Annotated in this window: 24 protein-coding genes; 18 read left to right on the top strand and 6 right to left on the bottom strand. The window is 72.3% G+C overall.

The features are described 5' to 3' along the window. The first annotated feature begins 166 nt into the window (after positions 1-166). Positions 167-889 (top strand): hypothetical protein, encoded by a 723-nt coding sequence (locus tag DFP74_RS08480; protein WP_147453840.1) that lies wholly within the window; start codon positions 167-169, stop codon positions 887-889. A gap of 79 nt (positions 890-968) precedes the next feature. On the opposite strand, the gene rraA is transcribed toward DFP74_RS08480, so the two are convergent. After that, positions 969-1,451 carry a ribonuclease E activity regulator RraA gene (gene rraA, locus DFP74_RS08475; protein ID WP_121181184.1) on the bottom strand — a complete coding sequence of 161 codons (483 nt, stop codon included), beginning with the start codon at positions 1,449-1,451 and terminating at the stop codon, positions 969-971. 252 nt (positions 1,452-1,703) lie between these two features. Between rraA and DFP74_RS08470 the strand changes: the two genes are divergently transcribed. From DFP74_RS08470 to DFP74_RS08440, 7 genes are all read left to right on the top strand, one after another. Beyond that, a complete protein-coding gene (locus DFP74_RS08470; protein ID WP_121181183.1) occupies positions 1,704-2,363 on the top strand; it encodes a phosphatase PAP2 family protein in 660 nt (219 codons plus the stop codon). 146 nt (positions 2,364-2,509) lie between these two features. Further along, positions 2,510-3,871 carry an ATP/GTP-binding protein gene (locus DFP74_RS08465; RefSeq protein ID WP_121181182.1) on the top strand — a complete coding sequence of 454 codons (1,362 nt, stop codon included), beginning with the start codon at positions 2,510-2,512 and terminating at the stop codon, positions 3,869-3,871. Further along, complete coding sequence (locus DFP74_RS08460) at positions 3,868-4,437, top strand: RloB family protein (RefSeq protein WP_121181181.1); 570 nt, start codon at positions 3,868-3,870, stop codon at positions 4,435-4,437. The genes DFP74_RS08465 and DFP74_RS08460 overlap by 4 nt, the downstream gene beginning before the upstream one ends. A gap of 83 nt (positions 4,438-4,520) precedes the next feature. After that, positions 4,521-5,816, top strand: coding sequence for a glutamate-1-semialdehyde 2,1-aminomutase (hemL, locus tag DFP74_RS08455; RefSeq protein ID WP_121181180.1), 1,296 nt, complete (start codon positions 4,521-4,523; stop codon positions 5,814-5,816). Between the two features lie 32 nt (positions 5,817-5,848). After that, a complete protein-coding gene (locus DFP74_RS08450; RefSeq protein WP_121181179.1) occupies positions 5,849-6,484 on the top strand; it encodes a histidine phosphatase family protein in 636 nt (211 codons plus the stop codon). A 221-nt stretch (positions 6,485-6,705) separates the two neighbouring features. After that, positions 6,706-6,804 (top strand): 30S ribosomal protein bS22, encoded by a 99-nt coding sequence (locus DFP74_RS08445; protein ID WP_013155353.1) that lies wholly within the window; start codon positions 6,706-6,708, stop codon positions 6,802-6,804. A 225-nt stretch (positions 6,805-7,029) separates the two neighbouring features. Next, positions 7,030-8,004: an NAD-dependent epimerase/dehydratase family protein gene (locus tag DFP74_RS08440; RefSeq protein ID WP_121181178.1), complete on the top strand. Its 975-nt coding sequence runs from the start codon at positions 7,030-7,032 to the stop codon at positions 8,002-8,004. 147 nt (positions 8,005-8,151) lie between these two features. Here DFP74_RS08440 and DFP74_RS08435 read toward each other — a convergent pair whose 3' ends face one another. After that, positions 8,152-8,952 (bottom strand): HAD family phosphatase, encoded by an 801-nt coding sequence (locus tag DFP74_RS08435; protein WP_121181177.1) that lies wholly within the window; start codon positions 8,950-8,952, stop codon positions 8,152-8,154. Between the two features lie 317 nt (positions 8,953-9,269). Between DFP74_RS08435 and DFP74_RS33830 the strand changes: the two genes are divergently transcribed. From DFP74_RS33830 to DFP74_RS08390, 10 genes are all read left to right on the top strand, one after another. Next, positions 9,270-10,439 carry a putative quinol monooxygenase gene (locus DFP74_RS33830; RefSeq protein ID WP_199725550.1) on the top strand — a complete coding sequence of 390 codons (1,170 nt, stop codon included), beginning with the start codon at positions 9,270-9,272 and terminating at the stop codon, positions 10,437-10,439. A gap of 260 nt (positions 10,440-10,699) precedes the next feature. Then, on the top strand, positions 10,700-11,398 hold the full coding sequence (locus tag DFP74_RS08425) for a DUF2993 domain-containing protein (protein ID WP_121181176.1): 699 nt from the start codon (positions 10,700-10,702) through the stop codon (positions 11,396-11,398). 184 nt (positions 11,399-11,582) lie between these two features. Further along, positions 11,583-11,948 carry a thioredoxin family protein gene (locus DFP74_RS08420; protein WP_121188127.1) on the top strand — a complete coding sequence of 122 codons (366 nt, stop codon included), beginning with the start codon at positions 11,583-11,585 and terminating at the stop codon, positions 11,946-11,948. 170 nt (positions 11,949-12,118) lie between these two features. Continuing rightward, positions 12,119-12,205 carry a putative leader peptide gene (locus tag DFP74_RS35135; protein ID WP_352983320.1) on the top strand — a complete coding sequence of 29 codons (87 nt, stop codon included), beginning with the start codon at positions 12,119-12,121 and terminating at the stop codon, positions 12,203-12,205. 76 nt (positions 12,206-12,281) lie between these two features. Further along, positions 12,282-12,704, top strand: coding sequence for a DUF4395 domain-containing protein (locus DFP74_RS08415; protein WP_121181175.1), 423 nt, complete (start codon positions 12,282-12,284; stop codon positions 12,702-12,704). A gap of 97 nt (positions 12,705-12,801) precedes the next feature. Next, on the top strand, positions 12,802-13,647 hold the full coding sequence (locus DFP74_RS08410) for a sulfurtransferase (RefSeq protein ID WP_121181174.1): 846 nt from the start codon (positions 12,802-12,804) through the stop codon (positions 13,645-13,647). Further along, the gene (locus DFP74_RS08405; RefSeq protein ID WP_121181173.1) at positions 13,644-13,949 is read left to right on the top strand and encodes a DUF1416 domain-containing protein; all 306 of its coding nucleotides are present in this window, start codon (positions 13,644-13,646) and stop codon (positions 13,947-13,949) included. Before DFP74_RS08410 ends, DFP74_RS08405 begins: the two co-directional genes overlap by 4 nt. A 360-nt stretch (positions 13,950-14,309) precedes the next feature. After that, positions 14,310-16,448, top strand: coding sequence for a hypothetical protein (locus DFP74_RS08400; RefSeq protein ID WP_233570874.1), 2,139 nt, complete (start codon positions 14,310-14,312; stop codon positions 16,446-16,448). Between the two features lie 88 nt (positions 16,449-16,536). Beyond that, the gene (locus DFP74_RS08395) at positions 16,537-17,793 is read left to right on the top strand and encodes a Mur ligase family protein (RefSeq protein WP_121181171.1); all 1,257 of its coding nucleotides are present in this window, start codon (positions 16,537-16,539) and stop codon (positions 17,791-17,793) included. 14 nt (positions 17,794-17,807) lie between these two features. Then, positions 17,808-18,521: a type 1 glutamine amidotransferase gene (locus DFP74_RS08390; RefSeq protein ID WP_121181170.1), complete on the top strand. Its 714-nt coding sequence runs from the start codon at positions 17,808-17,810 to the stop codon at positions 18,519-18,521. A gap of 92 nt (positions 18,522-18,613) precedes the next feature. On the opposite strand, the gene DFP74_RS34235 is transcribed toward DFP74_RS08390, so the two are convergent. The 4 genes from DFP74_RS34235 to DFP74_RS08370 form a co-directional block, all read right to left on the bottom strand. Then, the gene (locus DFP74_RS34235) at positions 18,614-19,342 is read right to left on the bottom strand and encodes a type II toxin-antitoxin system RelE/ParE family toxin (protein ID WP_233570873.1); all 729 of its coding nucleotides are present in this window, start codon (positions 19,340-19,342) and stop codon (positions 18,614-18,616) included. A gap of 281 nt (positions 19,343-19,623) precedes the next feature. Beyond that, positions 19,624-20,127, bottom strand: coding sequence for a hypothetical protein (locus DFP74_RS08380; protein WP_147453839.1), 504 nt, complete (start codon positions 20,125-20,127; stop codon positions 19,624-19,626). A gap of 180 nt (positions 20,128-20,307) precedes the next feature. Next, complete coding sequence (locus DFP74_RS08375; protein WP_121181168.1) at positions 20,308-20,979, bottom strand: TetR/AcrR family transcriptional regulator; 672 nt, start codon at positions 20,977-20,979, stop codon at positions 20,308-20,310. Next, positions 20,976-22,979: a CocE/NonD family hydrolase gene (locus DFP74_RS08370; RefSeq protein ID WP_121181167.1), complete on the bottom strand. Its 2,004-nt coding sequence runs from the start codon at positions 22,977-22,979 to the stop codon at positions 20,976-20,978. The genes DFP74_RS08375 and DFP74_RS08370 overlap by 4 nt, the downstream gene beginning before the upstream one ends. Positions 22,980-22,995: the final 16 nt, after the last annotated feature.

Below are 22,995 nucleotides of genomic sequence, written 5' to 3'. Positions count from 1 at the left end.
CAGGGGAGCCCGCGGATGTGCGGATGGCACGTTCGCACCATGACCTCCGGCATGCCGCCCCGCCCGGCGCAGACGTGACCGGCCCATGCCCGCGGGTCGATGTGCCGCCCCCGCTTCGCTCCGTAGATTTCCGGTGACGGTGGCGGACGGACCCTGAGGAGGAACGGTGCGAGATGTGACGGTGAGCGGTCGCGATGGCGGAGGCGGGGCCCCCTTCCCCCGGACGGGGGTCTTCCTCACGGCACTGGCGGTGCTGCTGATGCTGGTGGTGTCGGCGGTCCTGTGGTCGGACCTGCCGGCGCAGGCCTCCGGGAGCGCCGCGTTCGGCGGGGACACGTCGCGGCCCCCGCGCCTGGTGATGGCGCTGGCGGTGCCGGGGGTGACCGTGATGATGGTCGGCTGCGTGTCCCTCGGACTGCTGCTCGGCCCGGTGCTCGACCGGAGCCTGGGCCTGCCCCGGCAGTGGTCGGGCCGGGCCGGCCGGGCGGTGGTGAACGCCTTCCTGGTGCTCATCGCCGTGTTCCTGCTGGCCATGCACACGGTCCTGCTGCACGTGGAGGCGGACCGTGCGCTGTTCCTGCCCCTGGAACGGCTCCTCATCCTGCTCACGGCGGGATTCCTGGCCGGATTCGGGCTGCTGGTGGGGCTCATGCGCACGCCGGCCCGGAAGGACCACATGCTCGGCCGCTGGTGGGACCGGGCCCGCCGCCCCGTGGGCGCGGCGGTCGTCGCGGTCGGCGCGTTGGTCGCGGTGGCCGGTTGGCTGCTTCCCGAAGCGGTCTACGCCACGCCCCTGGTCGGCCTGCTCGTCCCCGCGATCCTCCTGGGATGCGTGGTCCCCCTGATCGGCGACCAGAGCTGGAAGCTCGGGGACCGGAGCGGTCGGTGAGAGCCTGCCCCAGGCCGCCGTCAGGGCCCGCCGCTTCGGGCGGGGCCGCGCGGCGGCGGCCCCGCGCCGGGGACCCGGGTCAGATCCGCGTGGCGTTGACCACGATGCCGTCCTCGTCGCTGTAGAGCCACTCGCCGGGCACGAAGGCGACGTCGCCGAAGGTCACTGGCACGTCCACCAGCCCGGCGCCGTCCTTGACGGACTTGCGGGGGTTGGCGCCCAGGGCCTTGACGCCCAGGTCGAGCCCGGCCAGGGCGACGGTGTCGCGCACGGCGCCGTGGATGACCACGCCCGCCCACCCGCCCGCCACGGCGGAGTCGGCGATCATGTCGCCCATGAGCGCGCTGCGCAGGGAGCCGCCGCCGTCCACGACCAGGACGGCGCCCTCGCCGGGGGTGTTGAGGACCTTCTTGACCAGGCCGTTGTCCTCGTGGCACTTGACGGTCCGGATCGGCCCGTGGAACCGGGGGCGGCCACCGAGCTGCCGGAACTGCGTGGAGCAGCTGCGCAGCGTGTCGCCGTGGTCGTCGATGAGGTCCGCCGTGGTGAAGGTCGTGGCCATGACAGCTCCGATGGGTGCGATGACGGGTGGTCGCCCCCAAACTACTGACCGGTCACCCCGCATTCCTTCGTCGGGGCGGCGCGTCTCCTTCGTCGGTACGGACGCTTTCGCGGCTCCGGCGGTCCCCATCGGGTGGCAGGATGAGGAACTTCTCGTTCACGAATCCCCGGGAGTTCTGTCACCTGTCGGACATCCGTGCGTTGTCCGACCATCCCCCTGTCGTGTGACTTCTCCCGATCGCCCTGGAGAGAGATGATCACGGAGATCCTCCACGTCAGTTCCGCCTGGTCGCGCGCGGTGGTCGGCGCGGTCGCCGAACTCGACCCCGCGTGGCGGCACGCGTTCGACCTGGGCACCGAGCTCCTGCTCGGCGTCTTCGCCGTGCTGTTCCTGGCCTCGTGGTGGCGCGCCCGCTCCATCGACGCGCGCACGGTCGGCCTGGCGCTCTTCGCCCCCGTCGCCACGGTCGCCGCCTATCTCGTCAGCCGCACCATCAAGGAGGCCGTGGCCCAACAACGCCCCTGCCAGGCGATGACCGACCTGGTCACCGCGGCCGTCTGCCCGCCCGCCGGCGACTGGTCCTTCCCCAGCAACCACGCCGCCATCGCGGGCGCCTCCGCCGCGGCCCTGATCCTCGTCTGGCGCCGCATCGCCGTCGTCATCGCGGTCTTCGCCGTGCTGGAGGCCTTCTCCCGGGTCGTCGTCGGCGTCCACTACCCGCACGACGTCACCGTCGGCCTCCTGGTCGGCGCCCTGGTCGCCACCCTGGTCTCGCTCGCCATGGCCCGGCCGCTCACCCTGCTCGTCGGCCGCCTCGCCGCCGTCGAACGCCTGCGCCCCCTCGTCCGCTCCGCCCGGGCCGACCGCCCCGGCGCAGCCTCCGACGACGAGCGCACCCCCACCCCCGCCTGACCCGGCCCCGCGCCGTGTGCCCCGCCTCCGACCCCCGGCGGCGGGGCATACCTGTTCCCGGCCACGCGCGCGTGGCATGCTGAGGACGTTCGGATTTTCCACACAGATAGCGGCCAGGGCGCCGATTTCCGGGGGAGAGGGTCGAGATGCTGCTGAGTTTCCGCGTCGAGAACCACAAGTCCATTCGCGACGAACAGCAACTCCTTCTCACACCGGTCTATGAGGACTCCCGCCCCGCGGACGCCGACTGGAAGGCGACGACCGTCGCCGGGGTCTTCGGTGCCAACGCCTCCGGCAAGTCGAACGTCCTCGACGCGCTCTCGTTCATGCGGGCCACCGCACTGTGGTCCTTCCGTATGAACGAACCCGGCAAAGGCGTACCGAGGCACCCGTTCGAGCTGGATCCCCGCTCTCGTGAGGAGCCGTCGACCTTCGTCGTCGACCTCGTGACCGAGGGCGTGCGCCACACCTACGGCTTTTCCGTCGATGACGACCACGTGGCGGAGGAGTGGCTGTACAGCTACCCGAAGCAGCGGAAGCGAGTGGTGTTCGAGCGAGACGACGAGGCGTTCACCTTCGGTGACGGCACACCCGCCGAACTCCGACAGGTCGTGGGGATCACGGCACGCAACGTCCTCCTCCTCTCAGTCGCGGCTCAGGCCGAGCAGGAGGTGGTACTGCCGGTCCACCGGTGGTTCTCGGACGAACTGCTGTTCGCGGAGGATCGGCGCCCGGAGCAGCCGAGGTGGTTGCGCCACGGCTCGGTTTCCACGGAACACGTACACGCTCTGGGAGACCTGCTGAGATCCGCTGACACAGGGATCCGGGAGGTGGAGCTGGCGGAGCTCGACGACGCTCCCGCGTATGTCGTTGGGGGGCACCACGCGGTGACTGATCAACAGGACCCGACGCATGCTGGTGCACGAAACATGCTGGTGCACCTGTCACCCGGTTCTGGAAAGACCCACGCTTTCGCGCGAAGTCTGAGCCTTGCGTGGGAAAAGCGATCCCCCACGCTCTTGTTCCACCACGAGGGCGAGGGGGTGGCCCGGCCGCTCACGTGGGGCGAGGAGTCCCTCGGTACCCGGGCGCTCGCCGCCGTCGGCTTCGAGGCGCAGCGCGTCCTGGAATCCGGGGGAGTGCTCGTCGTGGACGAGATCGACGCCAGTCTGCACCCCTACCTCTCCGCGCGGATCATCGCCCTGTTCCAGGACGAGGAGCGCAATCCCCAGGGTGCGCAACTGATCTTCACGAGCCATGACGCGGCCCTCCTCGGGCGTGTCCGGGGCGAAGAAGTCCTCAAACGCGATCACATCTGGTTCGTGGCCAAGGACGGCGAAGGCAGCACCTCGCTCTATCCGCTGAGCGACTTCAAACCGCGAGCGGACGACAACCGCGCCCGGCGCTACCTGACGGGCCGCTACGGGGCTGTTCCGGACGTGGACGACGAGTTGTTCCGCGACGCCCTCCGCCGAAGGGAGCAGGAACCGGAGGAAGCAACCCGGTGAGCAAGCGTCGCAAGCGTGAGAAGGAGACGGACCTTCGGCGCCGTCGTCCACATCGGGAGGAACAGCGTGTCTACCTGGTCGTCTGCGAGGGGGAGACCGAGAAGCGCTACTTCGACACCATGAAGCGGCACCCGGACGTCCGGCTGCACACCGTGCACGTACGCAAGTCCAAGCATCCCCAGAGCGAGATCGTCGTCAGGAGCGCATCCCAGGCCGCCCGTGACGAGTACACGGAGGTCTGGGCCGTCTTCGACACCGACGGCCAGGACGTGACCGGACTCGTCCGTGCCGCCGAGCGTGATGGGGTCGAGGCGGCTCCCTCCACTCCGACCTTCGAGTCCTGGCTTATCCTTCACCTCGTGGACCACCGTGCCGCCATCGAGTCCGGCGCCAAAGCGGAGAAGATCCTCACAAGGCTTCTTCCCGGGTGGGACAAGGGCGGTACCCACTTCAAGGACTTCGCCCACGGGCTCAAGGACGCCTGCGAACGAGCAGCCCGTCTGCCCGAGGGCGCGGACCCCAGCACCGGGGTCCACCGGCTCGTCCACGTCATCCTCCGTGACTGACCCGCTGCTCAGGGCCCTGGCGGAGGCGCCGGTGCGGGGCGGGTCACGGTCAGGTCGGCGGGCACAGCTGACACACTGGTGACGTGGGTACTCAACAGACTTCCGCAGAGCTCTTCGAGCGGGCGACCGCCGTCGTCCCCGGTGGCGTGAACTCGCCCGTGCGCGCCTTCGGCGCCGTCGGCGGCACCCCGCCCTTCTTCGCCAAGGGTGAGGGCCCCTACCTCACCGACACCGAGGGACGCCGCTACGTCGACCTCGTCTGCTCCTGGGGGCCGCTGATCCTGGGCCACGCCGCGCCTACGGTCGTGTCCGCCCTCCACCACGCCGTCGACGCCGGGACCTCCTACGGCGCTCCGACGCGGGGCGAGGTCGAACTGGCCGAGCTGATCGTCGCGCGCACCCCCGTGGAGAAGGTCCGCCTGGTCAACTCCGGCACCGAGGCGACCATGTCCGCGATCCGCCTCGCCCGCGGCTACACCGGGCGCAGCAAGATCATCAAGTTCGCGGGCAACTACCACGGCCACGTCGACGCCCTCCTGGCCGCCGCCGGATCCGGCCTGGCCACCTTCGCGCTGCCCGACTCCCCGGGTGTGACCGGCGCCAGCGCCGCCGACACCCTCGTGCTCCCCTACAACGACCTGGAAGCCGTCGAGCGGGCCTTCGCCGAGCACGGCGACGACATCGCCTGCGTCATCGCCGAGGCCTGCCCCGCCAACATGGGCGTCGTCCCGCCCAAGGCCGGGTTCAACGCCCGCCTCAAGGAGATCGCGCACGCCAATGGCGCCCTGCTGATCCTCGACGAGGTCCTCACCGGCTTCCGTGTCTCCGCCTCCGGCTGGTTCGGCCTGGAGGAGGTCGCCGCCGACCTCACGACCTTCGGCAAGGTCATGGGCGGCGGCCTGCCCGCGGCCGCGTTCGGCGGCCGGGCCGAGATCATGGACCGCCTCGCGCCGAACGGCCCCGTCTACCAGGCCGGCACCCTCTCCGGGAACCCGCTGGCCACGGCGGCCGGACTCGCCACCCTGCGCGGCGCCACCCCCGAGGTCTACGCCCACATCGACCGCGTCTCCGCGCAGGTCGAGGCCGAGGTCTCCAAGGCGCTCAGCGCCGCCGGGGTGGTCCACCGGGTGCAGGGCGGCGGCAACCTCTTCACGGTGTTCTTCACCGACCAGGAGGTGACCGACTTCGACAGCGCGCGCACCACCGACACGGCGGTCTTCTCGGCGTTCTTCCACGCCATGCTCGACCAGGGCGTGTACCTGCCGCCCGCCGCCTTCGAGGCGTGGTTCTTCTCCGCGGCGCACGACGACGCGGCCATCGACCAGGTGATCTCGGCCCTGCCGCGGGCGGCCCGGGCGGCCGCCGGGGCGCAGGGCTGACCGGACCCGACACCGAGACGAGGACGACCACGATGACCACGACCACCGTCGTGCACCTGCTCAGGCACGGAGAGGTGTACAACCCGGACAAGGTCCTGTACGGCAGACTTCCCGACTACCACCTCAGCGACCGCGGCCAGCGCATGGCCGAGTCGGCCGCCGAGTGGTTCGAGGGGCACGACGTCGCAGCCCTGTACTCCTCGCCGCTGGACCGCACCCAGCAGACCGCGATCCCGCTGCAGAAGATGCTGGACCTTCCGGTGACGCTGGACGAACGCCTCATCGAGGCGGACAACAGGTTCCAGGGGATGTCCCTCTCGGCGCGCTCGATGCGCGATCCGCGGGTGCTCAGGCGGCTGTACAACCCGTTTCTGCCGTCCTGGGGCGAGCCCTACGCCGAGATCCTCGCGCGGATGGTGTCGGTCATCAAGGTCGCCCGCAAGGCCGCCTGGGGCCGTGAAGCGGTCTGTGTCAGCCACCAGCTGCCCATCTGGACGGCCCGCCGCGCGGCCGAGGCCAGGCGCCTGTGGCACCGGCCCGACCGGCGCGAGTGCAATCTGGCGAGTGTGACGTCACTGACCTTCGCCGATCACCGCCTGGCCAGCGTCAGCTACGCCGAACCGGCCGCCGCACTGTACGGCGACGGGCCGTCCGTCCCCGGGGCGTGACCCGGACCGCACACCCGTCGCGGTAAGCTGGGCCTTCGGGTGCGGTAGGCGTGCGTTTCCAGCGTCGGCCTCCCCGGGGTCCGCCCCGGATCGCCCGGCACCCGCGCGTGCTCCGTACGCGCCGGTGCCCGGCGACCCCAGCAGCGCATCCGAACCCCTGCCGGTGCACACCGCCAGCGGTTCGGCATGTCCGTACGCATCGTCAGCGAGAAGGTGATCCCATGGGTTCCGTCATCAAGAAGCGTCGCAAGCGGATGGCGAAGAAGAAGCACCGCAAGCTGCTCAAGCGCACGCGTGTGGCGCGTCGCAACAAGAAGTAGGACCGGTCGCGGCGAATGTCGTCTCTCCGCGGGCGTGGGCGTGCCCCAGGGCTCGTCCCCGACGCGGAGACACCTTCCTCCTTGCGTGGCGTTTGCCACCGCTATGGAATTTTCTGGGTGAGGCGCCGTTGTGTCTCACGGGTCGCGGCCGCCGGTTCACCCTCAGGGTGAACGGTCCGCGGGCCGCCCGGACCTGACTTGCCGTCTTCCCAAGGAACGTGTCGCATGACTCGTGTCGTCCTCGTCACCGGTGTCTCCAATCCGCTCGCCGCCAGGGTCGCTCAGGCCCTGAGCGCGGAGCCCGGGGTGCGCCGGGTCATCGGAGCCGACTCCGCCCCGCCGCCGCGCGCGGTGTCCGCGCCGCGGGCGTCCGCCGACGGCGGGCAGGGCGGCATCGAGTACGTGCACGTCGGCCTGCACGACGAGAGCCTCGGGCAGATCGTCGCCGACTCCGGGGCCGATCTCATCCTGCACCTGGGCCTGGACACCGCGCGCGGCCCGCACCGCGAGGACACGCTCATGGGCACCATGCGGGTGCTCTCGGCGGCCCAGCGCTCGCCGCACGTCCAGCGGGTCGTGGTCCGCTCCAGCGCCAGTCTGGACGCCGACGACGCCGCCGAGGTCGAGCGCGACACCCTCGGCCTCCAGCGCCGCCGCCCGGACGTGTCCGTGGCGGTCCTGCGCCTGGCCAACCTCATCGGCCCCTCGGTCGACACCCCTCTGACCCGTTACCTCGGCGCGCGCTTCGTGCCCACCGTGCTCGGCAGCGACCCCCACGTGCGCTTCGTGCACGAGGACGACGCGGCCGAGGCCCTGGTCCGCATGGCCCTCAGCGACCGGACGGGGCGCTTCGACGTCGCCGGCGCCGATTCCGTGCCCCTGTCGGACTGCCTGCGCCGGGTCGGCGGCCAACGGCTGCCGGTGCCCGCCCGGGGCCTGAAGGTCCTGCGGAGCATGGCCAGGCACGGCCGTATCGACTACGCCAGTTCGAGCAACGCCCGCGCCGTGAGCGCCGCCCGCCTCGCCACCGGGATGGACACCGCGCCGCTGGAGCAGGCGCTGGACTGGACCCCCGCCTACAGTTCCCCGCAGGCGTTCGAGACCTTCGTCGGCAGCCGCGCCCACGCCGTCCCCACGCGGGGCGCCGGACTCCGGCCCGTCCACGTCCTCGCGCTGGCCAGGGCCACGCTGGGCCGCTGAGGCCCCCTCACCGCTCGATCCCGCCGCCGACGTGCGTCGGAGCCCCGGCAGGCGGCCCCGACGGCCCCCTCGCGCTCGGAGCGCGCCGCTACGCCCCTTGCCGCCCCCTCGTCGCCCTCGACCGCCCGCGTCGCTCTCGCGGCCCGCTCAGAGCGCTCCAGCCGTCCGGCGCTGCCTGATCGCCCGCATCGCCACCGCTCCGGCCACGGCCCCCGCCATGGCGGCCGGCACGGCCACCTTCAACGCCCTGCGGTGCCGTCTGAAGTCGTGCACGGGCCATCCGTGCGTGCGCGCGTACCGGCGCAGGTCGCCGTCCGGGTTGACCGCGTGCGGGTCCCCCACGAGGGACAGCAGCGGCAGGTCGTTGGACGAGTCGCTGTAGGCCGAGCACGAGTCCAGGTCCCACCCCTCACGGCGCGCGAGCGCGCGTACGGCCACCGCCTTGGCGGGGCCGTGCAGCAGGTCGCCGTTGAGCCGCCCGGTGTACACGCCGTCCAGGCTCTCCGCCTCCGTGCCCAGCGCGCCGGTCAGGCCGAGGCGGCGCCGGATGATCTGCGCCAGTTCCACGGGCGTGGCCGTCACCAGCCAGACCGGCCGCCCGGCGTCCTGGTGCTCCCGGACCAGCGCCCGGGTGCCCTCCCAGATGCGGTCCGCCATGGTGTCGTCGTAGATCTCCTCGCACAGGGTGACGAGGTCGCTCACCCCGTGGCCCGCGACGAACGCCAGCGCGGCCTCGCGGGCGGCGTCGATGTGCTCGGGCTGCTCGCTCCCGGTGACCCGGAAGACCGTCTGCCCCCACGCGAAGCGCAGGAGGTCGCGGGTGGTGAACAGATCGCGCGAGGCCAGTCCACGGGCGAAGTGGTAGATGGACGCGCCCCGCATGAGGGTGTTGTCCACGTCGAAGAAGGCGGCGCCCTTCGTCGACGGAGGCACGGTGTCGTGAGGCACGGTCGGTCTCCTGGCTCGGATGGGGGCGGTCCGTCGGCTGTGCGATCCGCCCGGGGTGCGCGCTCCGCGGACATGTCCGGCCGGGCGCCGGCCTGCCGCTCGCGAGGGGCGGCGTCCGTGGAACACGCCCTGAAAGCGAGACTACGGCCACTCGCGGGTCCTGTGCGGTCACAGGGATGCGGCCGTAATTCGCGTGAGGAAAGTCACAGTGTGAACTGCGGGTTCGCGCCTCACTCTGCGGGATCGTCCCTGAGACTGTCCGGGCGATCCTGTATGGAGTGCACATCCACCCGTCGGCGTGCAGCATCATTGTCGGGATGGTGACGGTAGGACTGGCATTCGTTAGCGCGTTGGTGGGCTGGAGCGCCACCGCCGCGCTCGCCGCGTACGCCCAACGCCGTCCCGGTGTGGCCGCCGTCGCTTGGCTGGTCGCCGCACTGGGTATGACGGTCGGACTCAGCGCGGCCGTCGTCGGCGCGATGTTCGACTTCGGCGATCTCACCTTCCGCCTGTTGCAGATCGGCGTCAGCCTGATCGGTCCGCTCTACCTGGGCTGGGGCGCCCTCGAATACGCCGTGCGCTCGTTCCAGGGCCGCTTCACCTCGCGCCTGTTCGTCACCGCGTTCACGATCGTCCCCCTGGTCGTGCTGAGCGTGGACCGCCTCAGCGGCCGGTTCGGCGCCGCGTACCCGGGGCTGGCCGACCACTACGACCTCATTCCGCGCGTGCTCGTCAACGGCGCCCAGACCGCCGCCGTGGTCTTCCTGGCCGTCGCCCTGGTCGCGGCCGCCCGGCGCCGCGGCGGGGACCGGGTCGCGGACCTGTCGGTGCTGGGCCTGGTGGCGCTGTCCCTGGTGCTCGCCGTCACGGTGGGCCGCCTCGGACTCGGGCCGGGCGGACCGGTGCTGATGCTCGGCGCCGTCGCCGCGCTGTGGGGCGCCTGCGCGCTCGCCGCCCGCCCCCGCCGCGAGGACGACTACGACGACTACGACGACTTCGACGGTTACGACGACTACGACGACGACTACGACTACGACGACGCGGAAGCCGGACCCGCCGCGTCCATGGAGGAGCCCGTGCGCCGCAAGCGTCGCAACGCCGACACCTACGCCGACCACCAGGGCGGGGCGCCCGTGCGGGAGGCCGCGCCCCAGCGCGGGCGCGGCGTCATCACGATCTACACCCTCGCCGAGGGCCAGGGGTCGGGCTTCGACCAGCTCGCCAACGCGGTCGTGGCCCACGTGGCCGAGCACGAGCCGGACACCCTGATGTTCGCCTGCCACACCGTGCCCAGCGCGCCGCTCCAGCGCATCGTCTACGCGATGTACCGCGACGAGCTCGCCCGGGAGGAGCACGAGCGCCAGCCGCACGTGGTGGAGTTCGCCCGGCGCGGCGCCGCCTTCGTGGTCGCCACCAACGTGATCGAGCTGTCGCTGTCGGGCGCGGCGGCCAGCGACGGCCTCGCGGCCATGCTCCTGCCCCACTAGGCGGGCTCTCGCCGGCCCGCCTGCGCGATCCCCGGGCCCGTCTCCGTCCCGTCCGGCGACGGGATGTCTCGAACAGGTGACTTTGCCCGGAGTCGTAGAACCCACCCGAACCCGGCGGAGTCGAACCCGGGTTGAAGTACCCTTCCCATTGGGTTTGTCATGACCGGTACCCGTCGGGTGCCGTTGGCGTGTGACCTGGACCGGCCGGAAGACCCAGCCGCGAGGCGCGCCGGACCGAAAGAAAGTGTGCTGGGATCCTGATGCGTAAGTTTCTCGTCGTCTTCCTGATCCTCCTGGTGGTCGTCGTCGTGGGGGCCGACATCGCGCTGCGCGGCTTCGCCGAACGCACGGTCGCCCAGCGGGTGGCCCAGCAGATGCAGACCTCCGAGGAGCCGGACGTGGCCATCGGCGGCTGGGCGTTCCTGCCGCAGGCCATCGGCGGCACCTACTCGGAGATCACGATCACCGCGGACAGCGCCACCGTCAACGGTGTGACGCTCGAACAGATCGACGCGACCGCGACCGAGGTCGAGGCGCCCCTGTCGGACCTCGTCAGCGAGCCGTCCGTGGTCGCCGGGCAGGTCGAGGGCTCGTTCGTCGTCCCCTACTCCTACTTCAACCCCCACCTGCCCGAGGGCGTCACCATCACCACCGAGAACGGCGAGCCCCGCATCACCGGTGAGCTGGCCATCCCGGAGCTGGGCGTGAGCACCTCCATCAGCGCGGCCGGGGAGTTCGAGGTCGAGGGCGGCGCCGTCACCGTCACCCCGGTCGACATCGAGGTCGGCGGCGCCCCCGGTGACGTCAGCGACCTGGTCGCCGACATGCTCACCTTCAGCGTCGAGGCCCCCGCGCTGCCCTTCGGGCTCACCGTGACGGAGATGGAGAACGTCTCCAGCGGTGTGCGGATCACCGGCTCCGGCCAGGACGTTCCCCTGATGGGCTCCGAGGCGGCCTAGCTAGGTGGACCCGGTCGGCCTCGCCGTCCTCGCGGTGACCCTGCTCGCGGCCACCGCCTCCGGCCTCGTCTGGCGGCGGGGCCGGGGGCGCTTTCGCGCGCACACCGTTCGGGGCCCGCGTCCCGGCGCCGCCGTGGCGACGGGGACGGCGGCGGGGACCCCGCATCCGCACGAGGAGGAGCCGATGACCGCGCACGAGGAGACCAGGGCCGACGAGGGCGCGGCCGCGCCGCCCTCCGGCGACGTGCTCACGGCGCACGACATCGGCGCCGAGCTGGGGGAGCGCGCCACCCTGGTGCAGTTCTCCACCGTCTTCTGCCAGCCCTGCCGGGCCACCCGCCGCATTCTCGACGAGGTCGCCGGGATGGTCGGGGGCGTGGCCCACGTGGAGGTGGACGCCGAGGCCAGGCTCGACCTGGTCCGCCGCCTCGACATCCTGCGCACGCCCACCGTCCTGGTCCTGGACGCCTCGGGGCGGGTGACCCGGAGGGCGAGCGGACAGCCGCGCAAGGCCGACGTCATCGCCGCCCTCGGCGAGACCGTGGCGTAGCGCGCGCCCGGCCCCTCACGGTCGCTCACAGCCTCTCAGGGTCGTTCCCGGGCGTGCCCGGCCCGGCCGCCGCCGGCGGCGCACGGCGGTGCCGCGACCGGCGCGTACGTGAAGTTTTGTGATCCAGCACACCAGTGACAAACACTGCGGGCGGCCTGTAGCGTCTAAACGTGACTTCCTTGACGAGCGCGTATCTGACGAAGCGACGGGCAGTGGACTTCTGCCGCGTCGCCGCCGCGCTCTGTCTGTGTCCTTAGGGCGGACGGGACCGCGAACCCCCGCCTCCTCCGTGCGACTGGCTCATTCCGTGCACGCGACTGGGGACATCACACCATGCAGGTCGACCCCCGAGGGCAGCGCTTCGCCGCCGCCCTGACCACCCTCGTACTCGCCGTGGCCCTGGCCACCGGAGATCCCCGGATCCTCGGTTTCCAGACCCTGGTGTTCGGTATCGCGGTGGTCGCGGGAGTCCGCCACTCGCCCTACGCGCTGGTGTTCTCCGTTCTCGTGCGCCCCAGGCTCGCTCCGCCCGAGGAGACCGAGGACGCCCGACCGCCCAGGTTCGCCCAGGGAGTGGGACTCGCCTTCGCCGTGATGGGACTCGTCGGTTATCTGGCGGGCCCGCCGTGGCTCGGCGTCGCCGCGACCGCCCTCGCCCTCTTCGCCGCCTTCCTCAACGCCGCGTTCGGCTTCTGCGCCGGATGCGAGGCCTACCTCCTCGGCCGCCGCATGCTGGCGGCGGGAACGGCTCGTTGAGTACGGCGGCCCGACCCCCCGCACGTGGGACCACCGCGTCCCGACCCACGCACCGACCGCACACGCGAAACCGCACAAGAAACACTGGAGGTTCCCTATGAGCCGCTCCGACGTCCTCGTGGACGCCGACTGGGTGGAGGCTCACCTGGACGATGACAACGTGGTCCTCGTCGAGGTCGATGAGGACACGTCCGCCTACGACAAGGGACACATCCGCGGCGCCGTCAAGATCGACTGGAAGACGGACCTGCAGGACCCGGTCCGCCGCGACTTCGTCGACAAGACCGGTTTCGAGGCACTGCTGTCGGCCAAGGGCATCGGCAACGACGACCAGGTCGTGCTCTACGGCGGCAACAACAACTGGTTCGCCGCCTACGCCTACTGGTACTTCAAGCTCTACGGCCACACCAACGTCCGCCTCCTGGACGGCGGCCGCAAGAAGTGGGAGCTGGACTCCCGCGAGCTGGTCAAGGACGTCCCCGAGCGGTCGGCCACCCAGTACACGGCCAAGGAGCAGGACCACTCCATCCGGGCGTTCCGCGACGAGGTCGTCCAGGCCATCGGCGCCAAGGACCTGGTCGACGTGCGCTCGCCCGACGAGTTCACCGGCAAGCTGCTGGCTCCCGCGCACCTGCCGCAGGAGACCTCGCAGCGCCCCGGCCACATCCCGACCGCGCGCAACATCCCGTGGGCGAAGACGGCCAACGAGGACGGCACGTTCAAGACGGCCGAGGAGCTGCGCGAGCTCTACACCGAGGCCGGTGTGGACCTCGACAAGGAGATCATCGCCTACTGCCGCATCGGCGAGCGCTCCTCGCACACCTGGTTCGCCCTGCACGAGATCGTGGGGCTGGGGAACGTGAAGAACTACGACGGTTCGTGGACCGAGTACGGCTCCCTCGTGGGCGTTCCGGTCGAGCTCGGAGAGGCGGAGGCCAAGTGAGCGACAGCTGCGGAGCTCCGGTCGGCGGCGTCGTCCTCGCCGACGTGGACGCGGGAAACCAGGCGGTCATCCAGGGCACGGTGACCCGTGAGGGCAAGCCGCTCAGCGGGGCCTACGCCCGGCTGCTGAACGAGTCCGACGACTTCGTCGGCGAGGTGGCCACGGGCGACGAGGGGACCTTCCGGTTCTTCGCCGCCGACGGCACCTGGAAGGTGCGGGTCCTGGCCTCCCAGGGCTTCACCGGCGAGTTCGCCGTGGAGGCCGAGGTCGGCAAGGTCGTCGACCTGCAGGTCGAGGCCTAGTAGACCGGAGCGTCACCGGCGGGAGCCGGGACGCGCCGGAGAGCGTGCGCGAGGCGCCGGTGGGGACGGGCAACCGTCCGCCACCGGCGCCTCGTCGCGTTCGGACCCACCGGGCCGGCGGTCGTCCACAGGCCGCGGGCGGGGTCTGGCAGGCCGCCGCGCGTCCTGCTTCACTTGAGGGCGGGCAGGTGGCAGCATCAGCCCACACTCCGGTTCCGGCCGGAGTCCCCCGTTGGACCAGACTCCGCTCACCGCACGGGATGGGGAGCGGACCCGCTTCGCGGACGCCTCCCGACCCGTGCGGAGGGCGCCCCGATCCCCGACGCCCCCCACGGCGGTCGGTCAGGAGGTGTTCGTACGGTGCCCACACCACGGTCAGGCGGTACACCCCGAACCGAGGCGGGCCGGACCTACCTCGGCTGGCGTCACGCCGTGCTGCTGCCGGCCCCGGGTCCCGCGCCCCGCCGGCCCGCGCCCGCCGACACCGAGTCGCTCAGCGAGGACTGGCTCAGGACCCAGCGCCACAGCGAGGCGCGGACCAACCGGCCGCTGTACTTCGCACTGGGCGGACTCGCCCTGCTGGCCCTGCTGTGCCCGCTGCTGTGGAGCACGCGCGTCCTCCCGGGCAGTCTGGCCCTCGCCGGCGTCCTCGCCTGCGCCGCGGTCGCCGCGCCCATCGCCTTCGCGCTGGTGCAGAGCCGCCTGGTCATCGCGCAGAGGCTGGAACGGGCCAAGGAGCGCCTGGCCGCCGAACGCGAGGAACGCGACCGCGCCCTGCGCGAGCAGCAAAGCGAGCACGCCCGCGCCCACACCGCGTGGCAGGCGGCGGCCCGCGCCTTCGAGGCCCAGCCCCGCTGGTACGGCGTGACCGTTCCGCCGGGCGTCGGCTCCGTCGTGGTCACCGGCGGCACGGACACCGGGTGGTCGGCCCTGCTCACCACCGTGGGGATCTCCCGACTGCGCGAGGGCGGCGACCTCACCGTCATCGACCTCACCGGGCACGCCGTGGCACGCGAACTCGTCCACCTCGCCCGCAGATGCGCGGTGGCGCCCCGGCGCTGGGTGCTCCCCGCCGACCTGCCCAGGATGACGCTGGGCACCAACCTCGACGCCGGACAGCGCGCCCGCGTCCTGTCCGCGGTCGCCGCCGCCTCCGGGGCGGGTGAGGACGCCGACGCCGACGAGACGCTGCTCCTGCGGCTGATGGAGGTGCTCGGCCCGCACGCCGGGGTCGGTGAACTCATCGGCGGACTGCGCGCGCTCATCACGCCCGAGGGCGACACCGCCCAGGACGACACCGCGCTGGCCCTGCTCACCACCGAGCAGCGCACCCGTGTGCGCGAGCGCTGCGCCGACGACCCGGACATCTGGGAGCGCGCCTGGGAACTGGAGCGGCGCCTGAGCCCGTTCGAGTCCGTCGGCACCCGCGCCGACGACGGCGAGTACGCCCAGGTGAAGATCATCTGCACCGACCGCGCCTCCGGGGCCTCCGCCGCCCGTGCGTACGGCACCTACGCCGTGGCCTCGCTCAGTGAGCTCCTGGAGGTCGGCTCGCCGCGTCAGGGCCCCGGCGCCGCGCCGCGCTCCGGCCGGGTGCGCACGGTGGTGGTGTGCGGGGCCGAGGCCCTGCCCGACGACGAGGTCGACCAGGTCCTGGCGGCCGCGACCGGCGGCGGTGTGGAGGTCGTGCTCATGTTCCGGTCGGCCACGCCCGCCGCCCTGGCCCGTCTGGACGACCCGGCCTGCTTATCGGTGGTGATGCGCGAGCCCGGTGCGACCGCCGAGGCCGTCGCGCGCGCCGCCGCCTCCGCCGGGGTCGGCGCCTTCGGCGACGCGGTCTCCGACCTGCACCGGCTGAGCGAGGTCGTCGGCGAGGCGGTGCGGGGCATGGTGACCGAGGCCGGGACGGACCCCGACGCCGATCCCATGGCCGACATGGAGTCCGACGACCGCTTCTTCCCGTCACCGCACACCGAGTCCGGGGCGGTGATCCGCAACGCGGCCGCCGCCGTCGCCCCCCTCGACCTGGTCCGCCATGTGAGATCGGCCACGGCCTGGGGCCGGGCCACCGCGCAGGCGGCCGACCTCGACACGCCCGTGGCGGCCGTGGACGGCGCGGACACCGCGGTACGCCCGTTCGACCTCGGCGCGGAGGAGCTGCGCGAACTCCCCGACACCGTCGCGGTCGTACTCACCGAAGCAGGGCCTGTTCTCACCGACACCAACCCAGGTATCCTCACCCTGTCCACAGCAACACTGGCCACGGTGGACGACTCCCGTCACACCAGTGACGGTTCCGCCACCCGCACGCGCGGGGGCGGATCCGAGGCCGAGCAGCCCGTCGACGGCGGCCGGCCACGGATCGTCCCACCCGGCGCCGCGGCCGCCGCGGACGGTGGGCGGTCGGAGCAGCCGGCCCCGGTCGGCACCGACGTCCGGGAACGGCGGGTGCCGCCCAATCTGGGGCCGCCGCCCGAGCGGTTGGACTGGCGGGTGTGATCATCCGTGGACATTAGGCTTGGCCAGAGACATCATCCGCCGTGCGGACGCGCGCGGACGCGGGTGATCAAGCGACGTGGAGAGTAGATTGAGCGACCTTCCCTTGCGTGCCCAACTCGCATCGGTCCTGGGCAGGAGTGCGGCCGGCCTGTCCCGCGCGACCGGGCGGGGGGACGGATCCGTCATCGGCGGGCGGGTCGCTCTCAAGGTCGAGCCCGATCTGCTGACCAAACTCGCCAAGGGCCGCCGCCTGGCGCTCATCAGCGCCACCAACGGCAAGACGACCACGACCCGGCTCATCGCCCAGGCGCTGCGCGAGCTCGGCGACGTGGCCACCAACGAGTACGGCGCCAACATGCCCACCGGGCACATCACCGCGCTGTCGCAGAACACCTCCGCCGTCAACGGCGTGCTGGAGGTGGACGAGAAGTACCTGCCGCAGGTGCTGGTGGCGACCCAGCCCGCGTTCGTGGTGCTGATGAACCTGAGCCGTGACCAGATGGACCGCGCCTCGGAGATCAACCTCCTCGCCAAGAAGTGGCGGACCGCGCTCGGCAAGACCAACACCCACGTCATCGCCAACGCCGACGACCCGCTCGTGGCGTGGGCGGGGCTCGGCGCGGCCAACGCCACCTGGGTCTCGGCCGGCCAGCGCTGGAAGGAGGACTCCTGGTGCTGCCCCGAGTGCGGCGGCCACCTCAAGCGGGACACCGACCCGTACTGGGAGTGCCCCGAGTGCGGCCTGTCCCGTCCGGAGACCACGTGGGCGGTGGACAACGACTCCGACACCCTCGTCACGCCGGACGGCCGACGCCACAAGCTCCGCCTGAACCTGCCCGGTGACGCCAACCGCGCCAACGCGGCCATCGCCGCCGCCACGGCCGCCGGATACGGCATCCACCCCGAGCGCACCCTGGAGCGGCTGCGCGAGGTCACCTCGGTCGCGGGCCGCTACACCTCCCTGGTCACCATGGGGGTCGAGGTGCGGCTGCTGCTGTCCAAGAACCCCGCGGGCTGGCTGGAGTCCTTCGCGGTCCTGGACCCGCCGCGGGTCCCGGTGATCCTCGCGGTCAACGCCCAGATCCCCGACGGCAAGGACACCTCCTGGCTGTGGGACGTGGACTACACCGTCCTGCGCGGCCGCCGCGTGTTCGTCATGGGCGAGCGCCGTACCGACCTGGCCCTGCGCCTGGAGACCGACGGCGTCGCCTTCGAGGTCGCCGACCGCGTGGACGAGGTGCTGGCCCGGCTCAAGGCCGAGCGCCCCGACACCACCAAGGTCGACGTCATCGCCAACTACACCGCCTTCCAGCAGATCCGCACGGCCTACGGCCGCGTGCAGTAGGGGAGACCAGCCTCATGACGGACACCAGCAGCACTCTGCGGATCGTGTGGATCTACCCCGACCTGCTGAGCACCTACGGGGACCAGGGCAACGTCCTCATCCTCAAGCGCCGCGCCGAACTGCGCGGCATCCCCACCGAGGTCGTGCAGGTCACCTCCAGCAGCCCGGTGCCCGAGCACGGCGACATCTACCTGCTCGGCGGCGGCGAGGACCGGCCGCAGATCCTGGCGGCCGAGCGCCTGCGCAAGGACGGCGGCCTCGCCCGCGCCGTCAACCGGGGCGCGTGCGTCTTCGCGGTCTGCGCGGGCTACCAGATCATCGGCGAGTCCTACGGTGACGACGAGTCCAACCCGCTGCCCGGACTCGGGATCATCGACATCCGCAGCGGTCGCGGCCAGACCCGCGCGGTCGGCGAGATCGTCGCGGACGTGGACCCCTCCCTGGGCGTGGGCCGCATCACCGGCTTCGAGAACCACCAGGGCCGCACCGCCATCGGCCCGTCGGCGCGCCCGCTGTCCACCACGGTCAAGGGCATCGGCAACGACGACCGCACCGAGGGCGCCTACCAGGGCCAGGTGCTCGGCACCTACCTGCACGGCCCGGCCCTGCCCCGCAACCCGGAGCTGGCCGACCTCCTGCTGCGCTGGCGCGTGGGCGCGCTGCCCGCGGTGGCGCCGTCCTGGGGCGAGCGCCTGCACGAGGAGCGCCTGGCCGCCGCCCTGCGCTGATCCGGGAACCGACGAAGGGCCGGACGGAGACTTCCGTCCGGCCCTTCGCCATGCCCGTGGCCGGTCCCTTCCACCCTCAACGCGCGGCCCGATCAGCCTCCGGCGCGGCCCGCTCCGCTTTCGGCGAGGCCGAGGGTGACTCGGGTCGGCTCCTGCGCGACCTTCAGCTCCAGAATTCCACCGATCGCGCCGATGTAGCAGCGCAGGTGCTCCAGACTGTCGACCTGTCCGTGCTCGATCTGGGAGACGAGGGTCTGGTCGGCGCCCATGCCTTCGGCGACCTGTGCCTGAGTCAGACCGCTCTCCTGCCGCAGTGCCGCGAGCGCGTACCCCATCGCCTCGGCCTCGACGCGCGCGTCGTCGGCTTCGGCGAGTTCCTCGGCCTCGGGCGAGGCCGACCATGGGTTCAGCCGTTCGGCCTCGGCCCGGATCTCCCGCCAGTCCCGGGTCCGCGCTTCCCGGCCGTCCTTCTGGTCGCGGAGGTATTCCAGATCGCGGTCCTCCGCGATCGGAACGTGTTCCTTGTACCAGCGCCTGCCCTGGTCGCCCGTGTCGCCGGCGACCAGGATCACCGCCTGCCGGGACGGACCGAAGACGAAGAGCAGGCGGACCGGCCCCCGCCCCGCGGACCCCGGGCGGAGTTCCTTCAGGTGGCGTGTCCGGCTTCCCCTGATGTCGTTGACCAAGGGGTGCCCCTCCAGGGGCCCCGCCCTGCTCAGGCGGTCCAGGGCGTTCGCGACGAGCCGTGCGGCGACCGGATCGCCGACCGCGAGTTTCAGGTACCACTCTTCGACGGGTTCCAACATCTGGATATCCCACATGCGTAACAACATAAGAGCGCACTCGTCGTTCGGCGCAGCGAAACGCGGGGAGCACCCTCAACACGGTCCGATGGCGGGGAACCGGGGCCGCGCGGCGGCCCTCGGCCGAACAAGACGATGAGCACGGCCGCGACGCGTACCGCATGCCGGGCGCGGCTCAGTGCAGCCTCAGCTTGCCGGGGGCCCAGAAGGGCTTGGCGCGGATGTCGGCGCGCTCCCAACCCCGCGCCCGTACTACGAGAGCGCCCCGGACACCGACCCCGACCGGGATCGATCCGAGGTCAGGCCAGGACGGCGATGAGGGCCGCGGCCACGCCGAGCAGAGCGGCGCCGACGCCGATGCCGGCGGCGATCAGGCCGATCCGGCTGCTGCGGTCCATCGTGCGGGTCCATCCGTCGGCGAGCATCACCTCGTCCACCAGCTCGGCCAACTCCCGGAAGTCCACGTGGTAGCCGTGGGCCGAAGGAGTACGCCGCCGTCGGCCGAGGTGGATCTCCTTGCGTGTCCCCTGCCCGGCACCGTCGGAGAACTGCACGCGCGGCGTCATCCCCACGCCGTCGACCCACCGCATCGAGCGGACGACCTGCTCGCGGCTGTAGGTGCGCCTGGCCGGGTCCACCCGTAGGTTGATGCTGTACTCCCGGCTCATGCGCATCTGGTGGAAGAGCCGCTGCCAGGTCACGTCGGCGACGTCCAGGTGCAGCCGCAGCCCGCCCTGGATCGGCGACACGGTGTAGGGCGTGCCCCGCGTACGTGTGAGAAACCGCTGGTAGAGATCGTCCATCCCGGTCATCCGTCCTGTCGCCTCACCTGGTGCGCCCCCGAGTATGGCCCACCCGCGCATCCGAGAACCAGCGATGGAGGGCGCCCGACCCCGCCGCGGACACCGATCGCACCCGCCCGCCTCGGACACCGGCCGCGCCCGCCCGTCGCGCGGGCGGGCGCGGCCGGTGGACCGCTCACGTCAGGCCCGGGAGGACTCCAGGTCCAGCTCCGCGGCCAGGAAACGGCGCAGGTGGGCGCGGGCCTGGTCGATGCTCAGCGGCGGGGCGCCGCGCAGCCGGCGCAGGGCCAGCCCGTCGACCAGGGCGTTGAAGCGGGTGGTGGTCTCGGCGACGTCGGGGCAGCGGAACTCCCCCTGGTCGCGGCCCCGGGCGAGCAGCGCGGCCACCCGGTCCGACCACTCCTCGTACCGGCGGTGCTGGCGCGAGTCCGGCTCCAGGCTGGCGTCGGCCGCCCAGTTGTCGAACCACAGGCGCCAGTGCCGGTCGGTCTCCGCGCTGAACACGCCCTCGATGAGCGTGGTCAGCCCCTCCACGGCGGTGGCGCACGCCAGCATCCGCTCGCCGAGCGGTCGGTAGTAGGCGTCGATCTCGATCGAGACCGCCTCGCTGAGGATCTCCCGCACACCGTCGAAGTGGTACGTGACCGTGCCGACGGACACCCCCGCCGCGCGGGCGATGTCGCGCAGGCCCACCCGGCTCGCCCCGCGCTCGATGACCAGCGGTACCGCGGCCTCCAGGATGAGCCGCCGCCGCACCTCCGTGGGCTGGCGGGTGCGCTTGTCCGGTGCGACCGCGCGGCGCCTGGCCCCCGTCGAACCGGCGCCCGGCGCCTCCTCGGCCGGGCCGGTCATCCCGCGGTCCTGGGGATCTCGCGGTGCCAGCTCCGGGTGGCGACGACCTCGCCGCCGGAGCGCGCCTCCACCGTGCTGTGCACGACGAAGTGGTCCGCGGTGGCGGTCATTTCGCTCGACGTCCGCACGGAAACGTCCCAATCCTCCCGACGCATGGTGATCTCCCACTCGGATCCTGCCACGGCCGACAACGGGTCGTCGAACCGGATCCGGTACCGCTCGCGCGCCTTCTCCGTGTACACGAGCCCGTTGGGGTAGGTGCGCGAACCCCCGTAGTTGGGGTCGACGTCGAGCACCCACTCGCCGGTCCCCACGTCGTGCGAGACCAGGCGTTCGGGACGGGCCGTCGACGTGCCCAGCTCGACCGCCAGCGGCGTCGCCTGCTCCGGCTCGTTGAACTCCACCGGCGCACGCCCCTCGTCCGCGTCCGCGGGCCGCACCGGAAGCAGCAGCGCGCTCCGGTCGGGCCACACGGTCAGGGCCGGGTCGTCCGGCTGCGGCCACACCCATGGCCAGTACGCGGTCGACACCGCCACCCGGATCCGGTGCCCGGTGGGGAACGCGTAGCCCGTGCCGGTCAGCTCCACCTCCACGTCCTCGGGGGTGCCCGGCTCCCACGGCACCGACCGGTCCCGCCCGTACCGGCTGCCGAGGTTGAGCACACCGCGGGTGACGAGGGTCGAGGCCCCGTCGGGAGCGACGTCGCACACGCGAACGATCACGGTGCCCCGGGGCTTGTCGGCGTCCAGCCGCAGCCGCACCCGCGCCCGGCCCAGGATCTCCACGCGCTCGGTCAGCGGCTCACCGTCGAAGCACGTCGAACGCCCGTCCTCCTCCCGCTGGTCGGGAGGCAGGTCGGTGGCGTTGCCGTAGGGGAAGAACCGGCCCGCGTCCACACCCGTGTGCTGAGGGCTGTGCACCGTCACCGGCGCGCCGCCGGCCGCGCCGAGCGCCCGCTCGGACCAGCGGGTCGCGGGGGAAGGCCAGGCGTCGTCGGTGACCCACCGCCCGGGCCGCTCGGTGTAGGCGGTCGCCGGCGCGACCGGCTCCTGCACCCACGACCGCAGCCGGGGCGTGTCCATGGCGCCGTTGTCGGCGTCCTTGAGCCAGTGGTCCCACCAGCGCAGGGTCTCCTGGAGGAAGCCGATGTGCGGGCCGGGCGGCCGGGCGATGTCCGGGTACTGGTGCGCCCAGGGCCCCAGCAGTCCGCGCGCCGGACCGGGCAGGTGTTCCACCAGCCGCAGCACGGTGTCCCGGTAGGGGTCGGCCCAGCCGCCGACGGCCAGCACCGCGGCGTCGATCGCGGAGTAGTCCTCGCACACGCTCCCGTGCCGCCAGTAGTCGTCCCGGGTCTGGTGGTCCAGCCACGTGTGGACGTACGGCTCCAGCGCGTCGAGGCGCTCCTTCCACATCGGCAGCCACGCGTCGCCGACCGTGAGCGGGTCCGGCGGGCGCGACGTGAACGCCAGCATCGTGCCGGACCAGCCGACCATGTCGATGCCCAGCACCGACCCGCCGATGTAGTGCACGTCGTTGTCGTACCGGTCGTCGGCCGAGCACACCGTGACGATCGCCTTGAGCGCCTCCGGGCGCCGGGCGGCGATCTGCAGCGAGTTGAATCCGCCCCAGGAGATACCGAACATCCCGACCCGGCCGGTGCACCAGGGCTGCGCGGCGAGCCACTCCACGACCGCGACCCCGTCGGCGGTCTCCTGCTCGGCGTACTCGTCGAGCATCACGCCCTCGGAGTCCCCGGACCCGCGCAGGTCCACCCGGACCGACGCGTAGCCGTGGCCCGCGTAGTACGGGTGGCGCTGGGCGTCGCGCGGCGAGGTCCAGTCGCCCTTGCGGTAGGGCAGGTACTCCAGCAGCGCCGGGACCGGGTCGGCCAGGGCGTCCGTCGGCAGCCACACGCGCGCGTGCAGCCGCGTGCCGTCGGCCATTGGGATCCAGTCCTCGCGGACCTCGACGTCGCGCGCGAAGTCCTCTCGGTAGCGCATGTTCCCCCGTTCGTCT

This window comes from Nocardiopsis sp. Huas11 (genome assembly GCF_003634495.1).
In the GTDB taxonomy this organism is placed as follows: Bacteria; Actinomycetota; Actinomycetes; order Streptosporangiales; family Streptosporangiaceae; genus Nocardiopsis.
The sequence above is the reverse complement of the archived record's forward strand: the minus strand, read 5'-3'. Positions and strand labels throughout refer to the sequence as shown.